The organism is Actinopolymorpha sp. B11F2, assembly GCF_040195635.1.
Classification (GTDB): domain Bacteria; phylum Actinomycetota; class Actinomycetes; order Propionibacteriales; family Actinopolymorphaceae; genus Thermasporomyces.
The window spans coordinates 47,581-64,789 of sequence record NZ_JBEFTX010000025.1 but is presented as its reverse complement, the minus strand read 5'-3'; the positions used below and the strand labels follow the sequence as shown (position 1 = coordinate 64,789).

Genomic DNA, 17,209 nt, shown 5'->3' with positions numbered 1-17,209 from the left:
AAATATCACAACCGTTCCGCGACGGTTGTGAAATGCTCACGGCCTCTCGGCCGGGGTACGACGCGGCGTGGAGCGGCGCCGCTGGGGCACCGCTCGCACAAGCGATGCGCGTCAGTCGTCGAGAGCGAACGGCAACCGGCGGCGGGCGCGATCCCGGACATCCTCCGGAAGTGCCTCCGCCACCAGCAGCTTCGCCAGCAGCTCCGGCTCGAGGGTCAACGCCCTGAAGACCAGACCGATGGTGACGTCGTGCGAGGGTCGTTCGACCACGGCCACCTCGTCACCCGGTCCGACACGACCCGGCGAGACCACCCGGAGGTAGGCACCAGGAATCGCGCGCTGGGTGAAGGTCTTGATCCACCCGCGCTCACCCAGCCAGCCGACGAACGTCGCGCACGGGATCCGCGGGACCGCCACCTCCAGCACGACTTCGGAGCCCACCTGCCACCGCTCGCCGATCCGGGCGCCGGTGACGTCCAGCCCGGTGGTGGTGAGGTTCTCGCCGAACGAACCGTTGGAGAGTGGACGCCCCAGCTCCGCCGCCCAGGCGTCAAGGTCCTCCCGGGCGTAGGCATAGACCGCCTGGTCGTCGCCGCCGTGATTCTTCCGGTCGGCGATGAAGTCACCGACGAGCCCGCTGCCGAGCCCGCCGCCCTTCGGCCCCGGCGCGCGCACCTCGACCGGCTGGTCGCTGGGCCGCTTGTCGATGCCGGTGACGCCGACGTCCTTGTGCGGGTTGGGCCGCGACTTCCCGACATTGACCGACAGCAGGTACGCCATGTCCACCTCGACAGGTCTCGGGCCAACCGACGCCTGGCCGTTGGCAACAAACAACCGGCCGGAGGCACCTGGTTCGGACGGATCGTCCTGGCAGGTACCCCCGGCCGCACAGCGTTCTCGTGCGGGTCGGCGAACCGGAGCCCTCACGAGGGCAACGCTCAGTTGCCCGAGACTATGCCCGACACCCGTGCTCGGACGGGTTACGAGCCCTACTTGGCCGGCTGCTGGTCACCACTCAGTCCGGCGGCACCGAGCAGAGCCGACGGGTCCGTGCCGGACAGCGTGGCGAGCATCTGGCGCACGTTGGACAGCTGCGCGTTGATACTGTCCCGCCGCTGGGTGAGCGCCTTGAGCTCGCGGTCGGATTCGCTGCGGATCCGGTCGGCCCGGGTCTTTGCCTCGGACACGATCTCGTGCGCCTTGCGCTGGGCGTCGTCGACGGCGCGCTCGGCCTTCTGCATCGCCTCGGCGTGCGTACGCTCGGCTTCGGCGTGGGTCTGCTCGGAGCGTTCGAGCACCGCGGCCAGGTGCTGCTCGGCGGCTGCTGTGCGCTCGACGAGGTCCTGCTCGGCACGCTCCCGGCGCTGCGCCAGGGTCTTCTCCAGGTCGGCGGCAGCCTGGGCGGCCTTCGCCCGCTGCTGCTCGAAGACGGCCTCGCCCTCCTCGCGGCGCGCCACCGCGTCGTGCTCGGCGGCGTCGACGATCTCGCCCGCCCGGTCCCTGGCCTCGCCGACGATCTCCTCGGCCTCGCCGGTGGCTTCCTTGCGCTTCTCGCCCGCGTAACGCTCGGCTTCCTTGCGGATCTCGATGGCGGCCTGCTGGGCTTCCTGGCGTACCTCGTCGGCCTGGGCGGCCGCAACCGAACGCAGGTCGGCTGCCTCCTCCTCGGCCAGTGCGAGGATGCGGCCGATCCGCTCGCCGAACTCGGCGAACGACGGCTCCGACCCCTTCGAGTCGTCGCTTCGGCTGGACGCCTTGGCTTCCAGTTCCTCCACCCGCCTGGCCAGCTCAACCGACTGACGGCGGGAGGCGTCCACAGCCTCGTTGAGATGCCTGATGCGGTGGTCGACCTGGGATGGCTCATAGCCCCGACGCACCAATCGGAAGGCGCCGGTGGTTGTGTCACTCATGTGCTCTCGTCCTCTATGGTGCGGCGGCGACAATGGGACACAGCTACTCGCGGACGAATGACATCGAAGCCGTCACACGATCGTGTGCGGCACCGGTCTTCGCGTCACCAGGTGGGTTGGTCAGCACTCTCGCGAATGACCGTGAGTGCAACACCACCAACTCCTATGGTTGCGAGCATCTGACACGCCTGCTCGCGGGTTGCCCGACGTGGGCCGCGGCGGCGTGCGTGCGATCTTAGCCACCCAAGCCATGGACCCACCAGGGGGCGGATGCATCCCATGGAGCGGGTTACGAGCACGCTGCGAGCGGGCTTCACGACCGTGGTGGAGGGGGTTCGCTCCTCACCAGACACGTCGCGGGACGGGCGTTCACCCGGTCCGCGGCGGGCAGGCGACAGACGCGTTCTCACGTCGTGGCAGCGGTTGCGTCCCGCGGGAGCTCCCCGGCCGGACGGCGGTTCGTTCGTACGACGGTGGAGGAATTCACCTGGACGTCATCAGTGGAAACAGCCGCGGTGCGCGATCGCCGGCAGCCGGCCGACACACCTACTTTGCCGGTTTCGGTCGATATGGCCCAGTCTGTGAAGATCTCTGACGAGTCACTCCCGCTCGGCGCACCGGGGGCGCCGTGTGCCAGCATCGGGAACCGTGTCACGCAAGGCAGGAAGGTCGGGCTCCCCCGCGAGGGAGCGCCGGATCGGCACGCGCAACGCGCGGTTCCAGCAGTGGCAGGCGCTGCTGGACAACCGTACGAAGCGGCACCAGGCCGGCGAGTTCCTCGTCCACGGCGTACGACCGATCACCTTGGCCGTCGACCACGGCTGGCCACTCCGGGCACTCCTCCGCCCCACCGACACTCCCCTGTCGGCGTGGGCGACGGACCTGATCGCGCGGGCGACGGGCGGGCAGCACGCCGCCCAGGTCGTCGACGTCGCCCCTCCGCTCCTGGCCGAGCTCGGCGACAAGGCCGCCGGCGCGCCCGAACTGATCGCGGTCGCCGAGATGCCACCGGACCGGCTGGACCGCATCGTCGTACCACCGGACGGTCTCGTGCTGCTGTTCGACCGGCCGGCCAACCCGGGCAACATCGGGACCCTCGTCCGCTCGGCCGACGCGTTCGGTGCGTGCGGGGTGATCGTCACCGGACACGCCGCCGACGTGTACGACCCGCGGGCGGTGCGGGCGAGCACCGGCTCACTGTTCGCCCTGCCGGTGGTACGCCAGGGCTCGCCTCGCGACGTGCTGGCCTGGGTCGCCGAACTCCGTTCGACGAGAGGTGTCGACCTCCAGGTGGTGGGGACGGATGAGTCGGGTGAGTTCGACGTCGATGTGGCCGACCTCACCGGGGCTCGCCTGCTGGTCGTCGGCAACGAACTGCGCGGGATGAGCGCGGCGTGGCGGGAGTCCTGCGATGTGGTCGCGCGCATCCCCATCGCAGGCGCGGCGAGTTCCCTCAACGCCTCGGTCGCGGCAGGGATCATGTGCTACGAGGCACGGCGCCAGCGCCGGTCAGCGGCGCGGGCGTGACTGCGTTCCCTCGAGCGAGCAGTCCCCTCGAGCGAACGGTCCCCTCGAGCGAACGGTCCCCTCGAGCGAACGGTCCCCTCGAGCGAGCACCAGGCGTTCCGCTTCGATTTCCGACGCGGAATGTGCATCGGTAGCCTGGAACTGGTGCGCCGTGAAGCCTGGTCGGCGACGCAGTCACGATTCCCCTGACCACATCCGCTCCGCCGCCCACGAGGACATCCCCATGCCGCGCCGACCCCGGCCACGCCGTCCCTTCCTGTTCGCCGCGCCCCAGCGGGAGGAGCGACCGTTCCTCCTCGACGCGCTGCGGCAGGAGACCGTCGGGGGCGCCCTCCTGCTCGCCGCCGCGGTCATCGCGCTCGTGTGGGCGAACTCGCCCTGGCACGACACCTACGAGCAGGCCCGGCACTTCTCGGTCGGCCCGCTGACGCTGGAGGGTTGGGCGGCCGACGGGCTGCTCACGATCTTCTTCTACGTCGCCGGACTCGAGCTGAAACGCGAGCTCGTCACCGGCTCGCTGCGTCACCTCTCCCGGGCGCTGGTGCCCCTCGTCGCCGCAGTCGCCGGCATGGTCGTACCCGCCCTGCTGTACGTCGGTCTGGTCCTCGGCATGGGTGATGTCGAGGCGACCGTCGGCTGGGCGGTACCCATGGCGACCGACATCGCGTTCGCCCTTGCCGTCCTCGCGGTCGCGGGTTCTGCGCTGCCGCCCGCTCTGCGGGCGTTCCTGCTGACGCTTGCGGTGGTGGACGACCTGGGCGCGATCACCGTCATCGCGGTGTTCTTCACCGAGTCGCTCGACCTCGCCGCGCTGGCGCTGGCGGTGGTGCTGTTGGGCGGCTACGCCGTTCTCCAGCATCGCCGGGTGCGGACCCCGCTCGTCTACGTACCGCTCGCCCTCGCCGTGTGGTGGTTGACCTACCAGAGCGGGATCCACGCGACTGTTGCGGGCGTCGCACTGGGGCTCCTGACCCGCGTACGACCCGATCCGGAGGAGAAGTCCTCACCAGCCGAACGTCTCGAACACCGGCTCCGGCCGCTGTCGGCTGGTGTGGCCGTTCCGGTGTTCGCGCTGGCGGCAGCCGGGGTGCCGGTGACGGCGAGTGCGCTCGGTGCGATGAGCACCGACGCGGCCGCACTGGGTGTCATCGTCGGCCTGGTGGTCGGGAAGTGCGTCGGCGTCTTCGGCGGAGCCTGGCTCACCGCCCGGCTCACCCATGCCGACCTCAGCCCGGACCTGACCTGGCGCGACATCGTCGCGGTCGGGATCCTCTCCGGCATCGGGTTCACGGTCTGCCTGCTGATCAGCGATCTGGCGTTCGGGGACGAGCCGGCTCGACTGGCGCGGATCAAGGCCGCGGTCCTGCTCGCCTCGTTGATCGCTGCCCTCGCCGCGGCGGTCTTGTTGCGATTCCGGCAACGGACGTCTCAGGCCGCCGATACCTCCAGTTCCTCCGGAAACGCGCCGGCTGGATGACCGACCTGGCCGCCCGGTGGGTGCATGGCCAAGACGCGGTGGGTACGAACGGGATGAGGCGTCAGCCTGCCGGTTTTGTGGGTGACCGCCCCGTCTCCCGCTCGTACGAGACGCGGCACGGCTGCACGAGACACGGCACGGCAGGTCGTACGAGACGCGGCGGGGACGATGCCGGAAGGAGTGATCATGTCGGGGCAGGACGAGACGCCAGCGGAGCGTGGCAACCCGACTGGGCAGGCGAGCCGCGCCGCCATCCCCGAGCAGCCGTCCGCGCCCGATCAACCGTCCGCGCCCGACCAGCCCGCCGCGGGCGAACAGGCAGGCGCTCCCGTCGACCGGGCCCCCGTATATGACCAGGCGTCCGTATTTGACCAGGCGTCCGTATATGACCAGGCGTCCGTACCGGATCAGGCGATCGGGTCCGACCAAGCCTCCGCGCGCGACCGAGAACGCCAGGAGACCCAGCCATTGGGCGCCGTTCCGGAGCATGATGGAGCGATGGCGGATGACGACGCGCGGAGCCTCGGTCAGCTCGTCGCGAGTGCGAGCCGTGACCTTTCGGCACTCGTACGCGGTGAGATCGCGCTGGCGAAGGCCGAACTCAGCGAAAGCGCACGGGCCGCCACCAAGGGTGCCGGGCTCTTCGGCGCTGCCGGGTTCCTTGCGTACGTCGCTTTCCTCATGCTCTCGATCGCGGCCGGCTACGGTCTCGTCGCCGCCGGTTTCCATCCCGCGGTGGCCTTCGTGATCGTCGGGGTCGTCTACCTGCTGGTGGCGGGAATCATCGCCTTCGTCGGTCTCCGCAGCGTACGTAAGGCAAAAGGACCTGAGCGCACCCTCCACTCGATCGAAGAAGCGAAAGGCATGGTCGGCCGCGGCAACACAGGCGGCAACACAGGCGGACACCGGCCGGAGTGAGTCCCGTCACGGGCCAGTCTGAGAACAGCCGCGCGGTGCTGTCCGCTATGGGACAGTGGGTCTCATGACCGCCAAGTCTGGCGGGATCGTCGACATCGACGGCCCGTGGAGCCATCGATGGGTCGCAGCGAACGGCGCCCGGTTCCATGTGGCCGACGCCGGCGACGGTCCTCTCGTTCTGTTCCTGCACGGGTTTCCGGAGTTCTGGTGGGCCTGGCGGCATCAGCTGCCTGTGCTGTCGGAGCTCGGCTTCCGCGCTGTCGCCATGGATCTTCGGGGGTACGGCGGGAGCGACAAGACGCCGCGTGGCTACGACCCGGTGACGCTGGCGGGTGACGTCGCCGGGTTGGTGCGTTCACTGGGCCATTCCGATGCCGTGCTCGTCGGACACGGCTGGGGCGGGTACGTCGCGTGGGCGACGGCGGCGCTGCACCCTCGCCAGGTGAGTCGCCTGGCCGTTGCCTCGGCGCCGCATCCGCTGCGGCTGCGTACCGCTGCGTTCCGTGGCGGGCGACAGTTGCGTGCCGCGGGGCACGTGGTGTCGTTCCAGTCGCCGATCATTCCCGAACGCCGGCTGGTCGCGGATGACGCCGCCCTGGTCGAGACCCTGCTGCGCCGGTGGGCCGCGCCCGGGTCGGCGTTTCCCGATGCGGAGACCGCCCGGCGCTACCGCAAGGCCATGCAGCTGTGGCCGGCTCCGCACTGTGCACTGGAGTACTACCGGTGGCTCGTCCGGGCTGCGTTCCGTACCGACGGGCGGCGCTTCGTCGCCCGGATGCGCCAGCCGGTACGCCAGCGGGTGCTGCAGCTACACGGAATGCTGGACCCGTCGGTGCTCCCCGCGACCGCCGAAGGTTCGGCGGAGTACGTCGCCGGGCCCTACCGCTGGCGGCTCCTCGACGGCGTCGGACACTTCCCCCACGAGGAAGCGCCGGACGCCTTCACCAAGGAACTGGTCGCCTGGCTGGACGACGTCTGAGCACCGTCCACCGAGGCCCTGTCCGACCATGCCTTTGGATGAGGGCGCCCCCCACACACAAGGCGCCGCTGGCGCAGGGCGCCCCTCGAGCAATCGGCGCGGACGCGGGATCAGGCGCAGCCACCCGTGGAGACCGGGGCGTCGGCCTGCCTACCGGCCCGAGCGTCACTCATGACCTCTTCGATGGTCAGGGCGTAACCGGTCTGGTTGTCCTCGACGGAGGCGGCGAAGATGACGCCGGTCACCGTACCCTCGGGTGACACCAGCGGACCGCCGGAGTTGCCGGGGCGTACCTCGGCGTAGAGGGAGAAGACGTTACGGACGACTTCACGGCCGCCGTAGATGTCCGGCCCCTGCAGCCGCTGCTCGGCACGCACCCGGGCCGGAGCGGCCGAGAACGGTCCGTTCTCCGGATAGCCAAGCACGGCTCCCTGGTCGCCGGCGTCGGCGGTGTCGTCCAGCTGCAGTGGGCGCAGCGGCAGGTCGGGCACCTCGAGGACGGCGACGTCGCGGTCGGGGTCGTAGAGCACGACCTCGGCATCGTAGGTATCCCCCTCGGCCGTCTGCACCTTCGGCTCGGTCACCCCGGCGACGACGTGCGCGTTGGTCATCACCCGGGCCGCGCCGTAGACGAAGCCCGAACCCTCCAGCGACCGCGAGCAGCTGGGTGCCAAGCCGGTCACGCGTACGACGCTCGCGGCAGCACGTTCGACGTCTGCGTCACGCAGAATCGCGGCCGTCGGCGGGCGCGCCGGCGCGATCTGCTCCGGCGCGAACGGTTCGAGATACCGCGGGAAGAGGCTCGGGTCGACGACCCGGCTGAAGGCCAGCAGGACATCCTCGGCACCCTGCGGCATGAACTGGTCGACCGTGGCCAGCACCTTGGACGTACGCACGACCCGCGACACGTCACCGAACTGCGCACCCGCCACGGCGGAGCCGAGAATCCACGCCACCAGCAGCATCGCGAGGACGCTGAGGACGGCACCGCCGGTGGAGTCGACCATGTGCGCGGGTCGCCACGTGACCCGGTCGCGCATCGCCGCGCCCAGCGCCGCGCCCAGGGCCTGGCCGAGCAGTGCCCCACCGAGCACGATGCCCAGGGCGGCGAGCGACACCTTGACGCTCGGGGGGTACTGCGCCAGCACCACGGGCGCGATTTTCACGCCGAGCACGCCACCGCCGATGAGCCCCGCGACGCCGAGCCCACCGACGAGGAAGCCCTGCCGGAACCCGGAGACGGCATAGCCGACCGCCACCAGGATCAGTACGACGTCGAAGAGGTTCACGACGTTTCCCCTTGCTCTCGTCCGGTGCTCGCCTGAGGCGCCTGCGGTTCATTCGTACCCGCGGAATGTGTGTCTGCCCTGGGGTTTCGCTGTGCATCTGCTCGTCCGCCTGCGCGGGAAAGGTTCACCAGGTGTACGGGCAGGTCCTCGACCCGGTTCCGGTCCCAGGGGCGTTCCCAGCCGGCCAGCGTGATCAGCCGGTCGAGGACACCGCCGGTGAATCCCCACACCACCAGCCCGGCGACGGCGAACGCGGGTCCGACGAAACCCGACGGGTGCCGGACCCGCAGCCGATTGGCGGCGGAGAGCAGGGAGTCCAGTGGGACTCGGCGCACGGACGCGACCTCCTCCGGGTCGACCACCCGTACCGGCGAGGGGGTATGCCACCAGCCGAGTACCGGGGTGACGACATAGCCGGAGGGCGGGAGATAGAGCGCCGGCAGGGTACCGAACACCTCGACGCCCAGGGGGTCGAGCCCGGTCTCTTCCACCGTTTCGCGGAGCGCCGCGGCGACCGGCCCATCGTCGTCGGGGTCGATCGCGCCGCCTGGAAAGGCCGGCTGTCCGGCGTGTGACCGCAGGGTGTGCGCGCGTTCGATCAGCAGGATCTCGGGGCGACCATCGGCGTCCTCGCCGAAGAGCAGCAGGACGGCGGAGGAACGCCCGCCACCGTCCGGAGGGAGGGCACCTCGGAAGTCGGCCGGGGTGACCCGGGTCGCGACGTCCGCGACCGGCCGCAGCCAGGCCGGCAACCCGTCTGTGCTGGCGGCGGAGCGTATGGCACCCGGACTGTCCTCGTCCGTGCCGTCGGCGCGGCCGGGTCGTTCGGCGTCGTCCGGCAGCGACCTCACCGCTCCATCTCCAGCTCCACCCCCAGGTGGGTACGAACGTCGCGGGCGAGTGACCGCTCGGATTCGTACGCTCGATGGGCGACGTGCACGATCCGCCCGTCCGCGTCGACGAAGACGGTCGCCGGCAGCCCGGCGAACAACCCGAACGGCGCTCTGAGCCGTTTGTCGGGATCAGCCGCCTGTGGGTAGCGAAGCCCGAGTTGGTCCACGAACGCCAGCGCCCGCGCCGGCTGCGGGTCGTCGTAGTCGACGCCCATGACGGTCAGCTGTCCATCCGCATGTTCGTACAACGTCTGGAAGTGCGGAGACTCCTCCCGGCACGGTCCGCACCACTGCGCCCAGACGTTGATCACGGCCGGCCGGCCGGTGATCTCCGCCAGCGGGACGTCGCCCCCGGGTCCGAGGCAGGGCAGGGTGAGGTCGGGGAGCGGCGCCCGGGACGAGTCCTTGGGCCCAGCGCGGGGAGTGTCGGCCTGGGCCGAGGTGAGCTCGTCACACGACGCGAGGCCGGCATCGGTACGCAGGGCCACCACGTCGGGAGAATCGAGTGACTGGCGGGTGGCCGGGCCCGACGAGCGTCCCGACCTGTCTTCCGGGGCGGTCCGGTCCCCCACTCCGCCCACGTCCGCGCCCGCGCAGCCGGCCGCCAGCAACAGGACGGCCGCCAGGGCGACCGCGATCAGGGCAGAAGCCCGAGCGGGCACCACTGCTCGTCGAGCTCGACCCCGCCCCGCCGTCCCGTGATCATGATCGTGATCATGAAGGATTTGTCGGCGTATTGACCGGTTTTCCTTCATGATCATGGATCGTCCGCCGACCTGGCCACTCATCGACTGTCCAGGGCCTCCGCGGGAGTGCGGACCAGCTTCGCCGCGACCTTGGGGTCGGTGGGCCCTTCGCCGTACGACGGGCACAACGGCGCCACCGGGCACGCGCCACACGCGGGACGGCGCGAGTGACAGATCCGCCGACCGTGCCAGATCAGCCGATGGGACAGGACCGTCCACTCCTTCTTCGGGATTAGCGACGCGACCTCGGTCTCGATCTTCACGGGGTCGGTCTGCGTGGTCCATCCGAACCGTCGCGTCAGTCGCTGGAAGTGGGTGTCGACGGTGATGCCGGGGACGTCAAACGCGTTGCCCAGAACGACATTCGCGGTCTTACGGCCGACACCGGGCAACGTGACGAGGTCCTCGAGCTTGGCCGGGACCTCACCGTTGAAGCGTTCACACAGCGCCTTGGCCATCCCGATGATCGACTTCGTCTTCGCGCGGAAGAAGCCGGTCGAGGCGATGATCCGCTCGACATCGGCGGGGTCGGCTGCCGCGAGGTCGGCGGGCTCGGCGTACTTCGCGAAGAGTTCGGGCGTCACCATGTTGACCCGCTTGTCCGTGGTCTGGGCGGACAGGATGGTGGCGACGAGAAGTTGGTACGCATTGACGAAGTCGAGCTCGCAGTGTGCGTCGGGATAGGTCTCGGCGAGGACCTTGTTGATCCGGCGCGCCCGGCGGACGAGCGCGAGCCGACTCTCCGGTTTCTTCGCGGTCTTGGCGGTGGACTTCGCCGCCGACTTCTCGGCCGTCTTCCCGCCCGCCTTCGCCGCGGTCTTCCCGCTCGCCTTCGCCGCGGACTCGTTGGCAGACCGCTTCCTGGTCGCCCCGGCCCCAGGGTCCCTTGCCGCGGCGGCCGTCAACTTCGTGGCGGCGCTGGCGGTGGGATTCGTACGGCCTGGCGAGGTTCGCGTCGACTTGCTTGCAGCGCTCGGGCCAGTGGTGGTTGCGGTTGCGGAAACCTCGGCGGACCGGCCACTCGCGCGACCCGAAGGCGGACTGGGAGGAGTCACCCGGAACAGCCTACGTGGCGGCACTACCGCCGATGTCGCCCGGCGCGGCAGACTAGGGAGTGTCCTGGAGATCATGCCCCGATCACACGGTTGATCGGTCCCACCGTCAGGTTCGGGGCCGCTCCGCCGGGTGACCAGATCCGCCAGCGTGTCCGTACCGGTCGTCCCGTCTGCCGGCCGGGATGCGCTGACCCGGACGGTGGTCGGGCATGATCGAGCGGACATTCCGCAGATGGCGTACGGCACTTCGTACCCCGCACGCCTGGAGGAGGATCACGCGAGTGAACGACGTGCTGCGGCAGGCGCCCATGTTCGCCGGCCTCGACGACGCCGAGGCATCGGCGCTCCGCGCCACCATGCACGAGGTACGCCTGCGGCGCGGTGAGGCTCTGTTCCGGGAGGGCGATGCCGGCGACGAGCTGTACGTCGTCATCGACGGCAAGGTCAAGATGGGCCGCACGTCCTCCGATGGCCGGGAGAACCTCCTGTCGGTGCTGGGGCCGGGCCAGATGTTCGGTGAGTTGTCCCTGTTCGACCCCGGCCCGCGGTCGTCGACGGTGACGGCGGTGACCGACTCGCTGCTCCTTGCGCTCGGGCAGGACCAGCTCCGCCAGTGGCTGTCCGGACGTCCCGAGGTCGCCCTGGGACTCCTGCTGCAGCTGGCGTCCCGGCTGCGTGGGCTCACCGACCAGGTGGCCGACCTGGTGTTCTCCGACGTACCGGGGCGGGTCGCCAAGGCGCTGCTCGATCTCGCGCGCCGGTTCGGCAAGTCTTCCGACGGCGTCCTGCATGTCCACCATGACCTGACCCAGGAAGAGCTCGCCCAGCTGGTCGGCGCCTCGCGTGAAACTGTCAACAAGGCGTTGGCCGACTTCGCCCACCGGGGCTGGATCCGGCTGGAACAACGCGCCGTGGTCATCCTCGACGTCGAACGCCTCTCCCACCGCGCCCGCTGACCACCGCCTGCCGCGCCGCAGCGCTTCGCAGCCCGCCGCGGGCCTTCGCCACCCACCGCGGGCGCTCGGCGGCCACCGCAGGACTTCGCAAGCCGCCTCAGGGCTTCGGCAAATGACCACGCTGAGCATGCCTGTGGTATCCGGGCCAGGGGTCGGCACCTGTCCGGGGTACCGCAGGCATGCTCAGCGTGGTCATTGTCCGAAGGCCTACCGGTCATGCTTCCCGAGTGTGCGCCTCTGCCAGGTAGTCGAGCTGCGCCCGAACGCTCTGTTCGGCAGCCGGCCAGAGGACCGGGTCGATGGTGGCGTAGACGCGTTCGACGATGTCGCGAGGCGTGCGAGCCCCGGCGGTGACGGCCTTGCGTACCTGCACCAGGCGTTCGGCCCGATGGGTCAGATAGCCGTCGAGCAGGTCCACCACGTCACCGCGGACGGGGCCGTGCCCCGGCAGGATCTGCCGGATCCCGGTGGCGGCGGCGAGCGTACGCAGGCGTTCGAGCGACGCGAGGTAGGGGGCCAGCGTGCCGTCTGGATGGGCCACCACAGCGGTTCCTCGCCCGAGCACCGTGTCGCCGGTCAGTAGCGCGTCTTCGGCGGCCAGGGTGAGCGACACGGAGTCGGTCGTGTGTCCAGGCGTCTCGACGACCTGAACCTCCAGGCCGCCAACCTCCACGACGTCGCCGTCGGCCAGCCCTTCGTCGCCCAGGCGGTACGCCGGGTCGAACGCACGGACCGGGCAACCGGCCAGGTCGGCGAACCGTCGGATGCCGCCGGAGTGGTCGTCGTGCCGGTGGGTCAGCAGGGCCACGGCGACCTGCGCTCCCCGGGCCCGTACGACGTCGAGAACGGCAACCAGATGCTGCTCGTCGTCCGGGCCCGGATCGACCACGATCGCCTGCGTACTTCCCGGCTCGTGCAGGACCCAGCTGTTGGTGCCGTCCAGCGTCATCGGGCCGGGGTTCTTCGCCACGACGCACACCGCGCGCTCACCCACCGGCCCGCCCACCCACTCGGAGCTCTTTGACCCGCTCACCGCAGGACTCCTTCGTCGTGGTCCGTCTCGCCTGGATCGGGAAGCACCCAGCTGGCGCCACTGTGATCACTTTCGCCCGTCGTGCTGTCCAGCGCAACAATGGGCATGATCGGCCGGATCTCGCGCGTCGCCGCCATCGTCAAGGCCGCCTTGACATCGCGTGCTTTCGTCAATGCGGCAAGGGTGTGGTACGTCGGCGGCAGCATGTTCATCTCTCCACGCTCGACCGCGGCCAGCGCATCGCCTGGCCGGATCCAGGTCAGCCGATCGGCCTCGTCGGCGATCTCGCGGGTGCGTTGGCCAGGCGGCAGGGCGGCCAGGAAGAACCTTGTGTCGAACCGGCGTTCCTCGACCCGTGGCGTCACCCAGTGGTCCCACGGGGCGAGGAGGTCGGACCGAAGGACCAGGCCACGCCGCCGTAGAAGAGCGCCGAACGACAGTTCCCGGCCGAGCAACGCCACCCGATCCTGCTCCCAGTCCGGCCCGGTCGCGTCCGCGACCACGCTCGCAGCCGTCGGCCCGGCCAGGACGACACCCGACTCCTCGAACGTCTCCCTGACCGCCGCGCACACCGACGCCCGCGCGAGGCGTACGTCGGAGAACCCGAGCAGTCGTGCCCACTCCGAGGGGTCCGGCCCCGCCCAGGCCACCTCCTCGTCGGCGTCGCGCGCATCGACCGATCCGCCAGGGAAGGCGTACATCCCAGGAGCGAACGCCATGGTCGTACGCCGGCGAAGGACGTACACCTCCAGCGACCGCTGCGTGCCAGCCACTCCACCCGCGCTGGCGGCAGTGCCGACACTGTCCGCGCCCGCAGAACCGGGACCGCCCTCTCTCCCGTCCCCGGCGTCCAGGCTGCCCCCGGCGTCCAGGCTGCCCCCTGCGGCCACACGGCTCGCTGCACCGTCGCGTAGGAGCACGACCGTCGAGGCGTACCGCGGTGTCGCGGGAACAATCTCCCCCGCAGCGAGCCGGCGGGCCCGCTCCACCAACGCGGGCGGGACCGCGTGAACCCGCCGATCGGCACCGTCTCCGCCCATCGAAGGCACCGGCCTAGCTGGTCTCGACGACGATCTCGACCTCGACCGGCGCGTCGAGCGGCAGTGCGGCCACCCCGACGGCGCTGCGGGCATGCTGCCCCGCGTCGCCGAACACGTCGCCGAGCAACTCCGAAGCGCCGTTCGCGACGAGTGGCTGCCCGGAGAACTCAGGAACGCTCGCCACGAACGCCACGACCTTGACGACGCGCGTCACCGACGACAGGTCTCCCAGCTCCGCCTTCACGGCTGCGAGCGCGTTGAGCGCGCACTGGCGGGCGCAGGTGGCCGCCACTTCGGGCGAGACCTCGCCTCCGACCTTGCCCGTCGCCACCAGGGCGCCGTCGGCGAACGGCAGCTGGCCCGAGGTGTAGACGTGGTTTCCCGTGCGGACGGCGGGAACGTACGCCGCTACGGGCGCGGCCACGTCCGGCAGCTTCAGCCCGAGGGCCGCGAGCCGCGACTCGGGACCACTCACTGCTTCGGCCGCTTGAGATAGGCCACGACATTCTCGGCGCTGGGCCCGGGCACGACCTGGACGAGCTCCCAGCCGTCTTCACCCCACGTGTCGAGGATCTGCTTCGTCGCGTGGATCAACAGCGGCACCGTGGCGTACTCCCATTTCGTCATGCCCGCGAGCTTAGGGCGACCGCCGCGACACCGACCTCACCGGGCCGCGGCCACGTGACCACGGCGTGTGACCGGCACGCGTCACGACGCGAATGACCACGCTGAGCAGGCCAGCGGTAACCGGGCAGGGCGTCCACACCGCGTCCCCTTCTACAGGCCTGCTCAGCGTGGTCATTCGCGGCTCTCCCGACACAGGTGCACAGGCCAGCCGCCCCTCCGGCAGGCACGACGTTAATGGCTGTCTACCGGTCTGGTACCCGGCCATTGAACCCAGCGGCTACGCTCGGCGAGCGTGACGCGGCGCGAGACCGACTGGGAAGGCGTCCGCCTCCATGTCGTCACCGGCAAGGGCGGAACCGGCAAGACGACCGTCGCTGCGGCTCTGGCCATCGCGCTCGCCGCCGACGGTCAGACCGTCCTGCTCTGCGAGGTGGAGGGCCGGCAGGGGATCTCCCGGCTCTTCGACGCGCCGTCACTGGCCTACTCCGAGCGCCGGATCGCCACCGTCCGGGGCAACGGCCAGTCCGCCGGTACGCACGACCAGACCGGACGAGGCGCCACCCGCCCCGACCATCGCCGCGGAACCGGCCACCCCGGCCACCCTGCGCGTTCCGACCTGTCTGACGTGGCAGGCGAGGTGTACGGCCTGGCGATCGACCCCGAGGCGGCGCTGACCGAGTACCTCGAGCTCTACTACCACATGGGCCGCGCCGCCCGGGCCCTCGACAAGGTGGGCGCCATCGACTTCGCCACGACCATCGCCCCCGGCGTCCGTGACGTCCTGCTCACCGGCAAGGTCTACGAAGCCGTACGCCGCAAGGACAAGCAACGCCCCCCAGGGGGACGACCGCCGGACACCCGAAAGGCGCCCCGCGAACGCCCGACCTACGACACGGTGGTCCTGGACGCACCGCCGACCGGCCGGATCGCCCGTTTCCTCGGGGTGACCGCAGGGGTCGCCGACATCGCCCGGGTGGGCCCGATCCGGCGACAGGCGGACGCGATCATGGCCATGATGCGGTCCCCTCAGACCGCCGTCCACATCGTGACGCTGCTCGAGGAGATGCCGGTGCAGGAGACCGCCGACGGCCTGGCCGAGCTGCGGGAGGCCCAGATCCCGGTCGGTGGCATCGTGGTCAACCTGGCCGCGCGGAGCCCCCTCGACGCACAGATGCGCAAGTCCGTGGCGGCGGGGAAGCTGGCACGGGCGGAGTTCGTCGACGCGCTGACCGCCGCCGGGCTTGCCGCCGACGACGGCATCGTCGACGGGCTCCTGTCCGACGCCGCGGAGCACGCGACCCGGGTCGCGCTCGAGGACACCCTTCGGGCCCGCATCACCGAACTCGGCCGGCCCACCTACGAACTGCCCCGCCTGTCCGACGGAATCGACATCGGCGGGTTGTTCGAACTCGCCCGCGAGCTCAGCACCCAGGGGATGGCATGAGCGCGAGGAGCCCCCGCAGAGGTACGCCGAGGTACGAGGTGTGCCGGAGCGAGGCACCGCAGCGGTCATGCGAAAGGGAAATGGCGTGAGCGCCTCCGCGGTGGGTGACCTCGCCAGGCTCGCCCTCGACGAGGTGATCGACGACCGCTCGGTCGAGATCGTCATCTGCTGCGGTTCGGGCGGGGTCGGCAAGACGACGACGGCGGCCGCGCTGGGGGTCCGCGCCGCCGAACGCGGCCGCCGGGTCGTCGTCCTCACGATCGACCCCGCCCGCCGGCTCGCCCAGGCGATGGGGCTGCCGGAGCTCGACAGCGTGCCGCGCCGGGTCGAAGGTGTCGACACGTCCGCGGGCGGCTACCTCGACGCGATGATGCTCGACATGAAACGTACGTTCGACGAGGTGGTGTTGGCTCACACCTCGCCGGACAAGGCGCAGCAGATCCTCGACAACCCCTTCTACATCGCACTGTCCTCGTCGTTCGCGGGGACGCAGGAGTACATGGCGATGGAGAAGCTCGGGCAGCTCCACGCCGAGGCGGCCGGCAACGGCACCCACGACCTGATCGTCGTCGACACGCCGCCGTCCCGGTCCGCCCTGGACTTCCTGGACGCGCCGAAACGGCTCTCGTCGTTCCTCGACAGCCGGCTGCTGCGGATCCTGAGCACACCCGCCCGCGGGCCGCTCAAGCTCTTCTCCGCCGGCATGGGCGTGGTGACCGGAACGTTGACCAAGCTGCTCGGCGCGCAGGTCCTGCGTGACGTCCAGACGTTCGTCACCGCGCTCGACACCACGTTCGGCGGGTTCCGGGCACGGGCCGAGGCGACGTACCAACTCCTGCAGGAGCGGCGTACGTCGTTCCTCGTGGTGGCCACACCCGAGCCCGACGCGCTCCGCGAGGCGTCGTACTTCGTCGCCCGGCTGCGGGATGACCGGATGCCCCTCGCCGGGCTCGTCCTCAACCGCATGGCGGTGCCAGCCGCCGGCGGACTCTCGGCCGAGCGCAGCCTGTCAGCCGCCGAAGCGCTCGCCGAGTCAGGCGAGCACGCCACCGCGGCCGCCATCCTGCGGCTGCACGGCGAACGCATGCTGCTCGCCACCCGCGAACACCGGCTCGCCGAACGTTTCGGCTCAGCCCATCCCGGCGTCGCCGTGACCGGCGTGCCCGCACTGTCCTCCGACGTCCACGACCTCGAAGGACTTCGCCGGATCGGCGTACACCTCGGCGGGTGAAGACGTCCAGGTGGCTGGCGGGAGCCCCGCCAGCACGGGACGCCACTCACCACTCACGAGTCGTGCGCCGGCCTCCCTACCGAC

Annotated in this window: 17 protein-coding genes; 7 read left to right on the top strand and 10 right to left on the bottom strand. The window is 70.6% G+C overall.

What is annotated here, in order from left to right; translation table 11 throughout:
* Positions 1-111 precede the first annotated feature (111 nt).
* Positions 112-780 carry an MOSC domain-containing protein gene (locus ABN034_RS31535; RefSeq protein ID WP_349694618.1) on the bottom strand — a complete coding sequence of 223 codons (669 nt, stop codon included), beginning with the start codon at positions 778-780 and terminating at the stop codon, positions 112-114.
* Between the two features lie 209 nt (positions 781-989).
* Positions 990-1,910 (bottom strand): coiled-coil domain-containing protein, encoded by a 921-nt coding sequence (locus tag ABN034_RS31530; RefSeq protein ID WP_349694617.1) that lies wholly within the window; start codon positions 1,908-1,910, stop codon positions 990-992.
* A gap of 648 nt (positions 1,911-2,558) precedes the next feature.
* Between ABN034_RS31530 and ABN034_RS31525 the strand changes: the two genes are divergently transcribed.
* The 4 genes from ABN034_RS31525 (at position 2,559) to ABN034_RS31510 (ending at position 6,811) form a co-directional block, all read left to right on the top strand.
* Positions 2,559-3,437 (top strand): TrmH family RNA methyltransferase, encoded by an 879-nt coding sequence (locus tag ABN034_RS31525; RefSeq protein WP_349694616.1) that lies wholly within the window; start codon positions 2,559-2,561, stop codon positions 3,435-3,437.
* 223 nt (positions 3,438-3,660) lie between these two features.
* On the top strand, positions 3,661-4,914 hold the full coding sequence (gene nhaA, locus ABN034_RS31520) for a Na+/H+ antiporter NhaA (protein ID WP_349694615.1): 1,254 nt from the start codon (positions 3,661-3,663) through the stop codon (positions 4,912-4,914).
* A 186-nt stretch (positions 4,915-5,100) separates the two neighbouring features.
* Positions 5,101-5,832, top strand: a complete 732-nt coding sequence (locus tag ABN034_RS31515; protein ID WP_349694614.1) for a phage holin family protein — start codon at positions 5,101-5,103, stop codon at positions 5,830-5,832.
* 64 nt (positions 5,833-5,896) lie between these two features.
* A complete protein-coding gene (locus ABN034_RS31510) occupies positions 5,897-6,811 on the top strand; it encodes an alpha/beta fold hydrolase (RefSeq protein WP_349694613.1) in 915 nt (304 codons plus the stop codon).
* A 110-nt stretch (positions 6,812-6,921) separates the two neighbouring features.
* Here the strand turns inward: ABN034_RS31510 and ABN034_RS31505 are convergent, their stop codons facing one another.
* The 4 genes from ABN034_RS31505 to nth form a co-directional block, all read right to left on the bottom strand.
* Positions 6,922-8,100 carry a MarP family serine protease gene (locus ABN034_RS31505; RefSeq protein WP_349694612.1) on the bottom strand — a complete coding sequence of 393 codons (1,179 nt, stop codon included), beginning with the start codon at positions 8,098-8,100 and terminating at the stop codon, positions 6,922-6,924.
* Positions 8,097-8,951: an NUDIX hydrolase gene (locus tag ABN034_RS31500; RefSeq protein WP_349694611.1), complete on the bottom strand. Its 855-nt coding sequence runs from the start codon at positions 8,949-8,951 to the stop codon at positions 8,097-8,099. Before ABN034_RS31500 ends, ABN034_RS31505 begins: the two co-directional genes overlap by 4 nt.
* Positions 8,948-9,655: a TlpA family protein disulfide reductase gene (locus ABN034_RS31495; protein ID WP_349694610.1), complete on the bottom strand. Its 708-nt coding sequence runs from the start codon at positions 9,653-9,655 to the stop codon at positions 8,948-8,950. Before ABN034_RS31495 ends, ABN034_RS31500 begins: the two co-directional genes overlap by 4 nt.
* 122 nt (positions 9,656-9,777) lie before the next feature.
* Complete coding sequence (nth, locus tag ABN034_RS31490; RefSeq protein WP_502879126.1) at positions 9,778-10,794, bottom strand: endonuclease III; 1,017 nt, start codon at positions 10,792-10,794, stop codon at positions 9,778-9,780.
* A gap of 308 nt (positions 10,795-11,102) precedes the next feature.
* Here nth and ABN034_RS31485 point away from each other — a divergent pair, with 308 nt between their 5' ends.
* On the top strand, positions 11,103-11,750 hold the full coding sequence (locus tag ABN034_RS31485; protein WP_502877524.1) for a Crp/Fnr family transcriptional regulator: 648 nt from the start codon (positions 11,103-11,105) through the stop codon (positions 11,748-11,750).
* Between the two features lie 214 nt (positions 11,751-11,964).
* On the opposite strand, the gene ABN034_RS31480 is transcribed toward ABN034_RS31485, so the two are convergent.
* Genes ABN034_RS31480 through sp36 form a run of 4 tightly spaced genes read right to left on the bottom strand, consistent with a single transcriptional unit; the run spans position 11,965 to position 14,450 of the window.
* A complete protein-coding gene (locus ABN034_RS31480; protein WP_349694609.1) occupies positions 11,965-12,783 on the bottom strand; it encodes an MBL fold metallo-hydrolase in 819 nt (272 codons plus the stop codon).
* Positions 12,780-13,823 carry an NUDIX hydrolase gene (locus ABN034_RS31475; protein WP_349694608.1) on the bottom strand — a complete coding sequence of 348 codons (1,044 nt, stop codon included), beginning with the start codon at positions 13,821-13,823 and terminating at the stop codon, positions 12,780-12,782. The genes ABN034_RS31480 and ABN034_RS31475 overlap by 4 nt, the downstream gene beginning before the upstream one ends.
* A gap of 13 nt (positions 13,824-13,836) precedes the next feature.
* Complete coding sequence (locus ABN034_RS31470; RefSeq protein WP_349694607.1) at positions 13,837-14,298, bottom strand: RidA family protein; 462 nt, start codon at positions 14,296-14,298, stop codon at positions 13,837-13,839.
* Positions 14,295-14,450 (bottom strand): Sp36 family protein, encoded by a 156-nt coding sequence (gene sp36, locus ABN034_RS31465; protein ID WP_349325724.1) that lies wholly within the window; start codon positions 14,448-14,450, stop codon positions 14,295-14,297. Before sp36 ends, ABN034_RS31470 begins: the two co-directional genes overlap by 4 nt.
* A 292-nt stretch (positions 14,451-14,742) precedes the next feature.
* On the opposite strand from sp36, the gene ABN034_RS31460 reads away from it, so the two are divergent.
* Together ABN034_RS31460 and bagB are read left to right on the top strand one after the other, a co-directional pair.
* Positions 14,743-15,894 carry an ArsA-related P-loop ATPase gene (locus ABN034_RS31460; RefSeq protein ID WP_349694606.1) on the top strand — a complete coding sequence of 384 codons (1,152 nt, stop codon included), beginning with the start codon at positions 14,743-14,745 and terminating at the stop codon, positions 15,892-15,894.
* Between the two features lie 67 nt (positions 15,895-15,961).
* Positions 15,962-17,125, top strand: coding sequence for an ATPase BagB (bagB, locus tag ABN034_RS31455; protein ID WP_502879125.1), 1,164 nt, complete (start codon positions 15,962-15,964; stop codon positions 17,123-17,125).
* Positions 17,126-17,209: the final 84 nt, after the last annotated feature.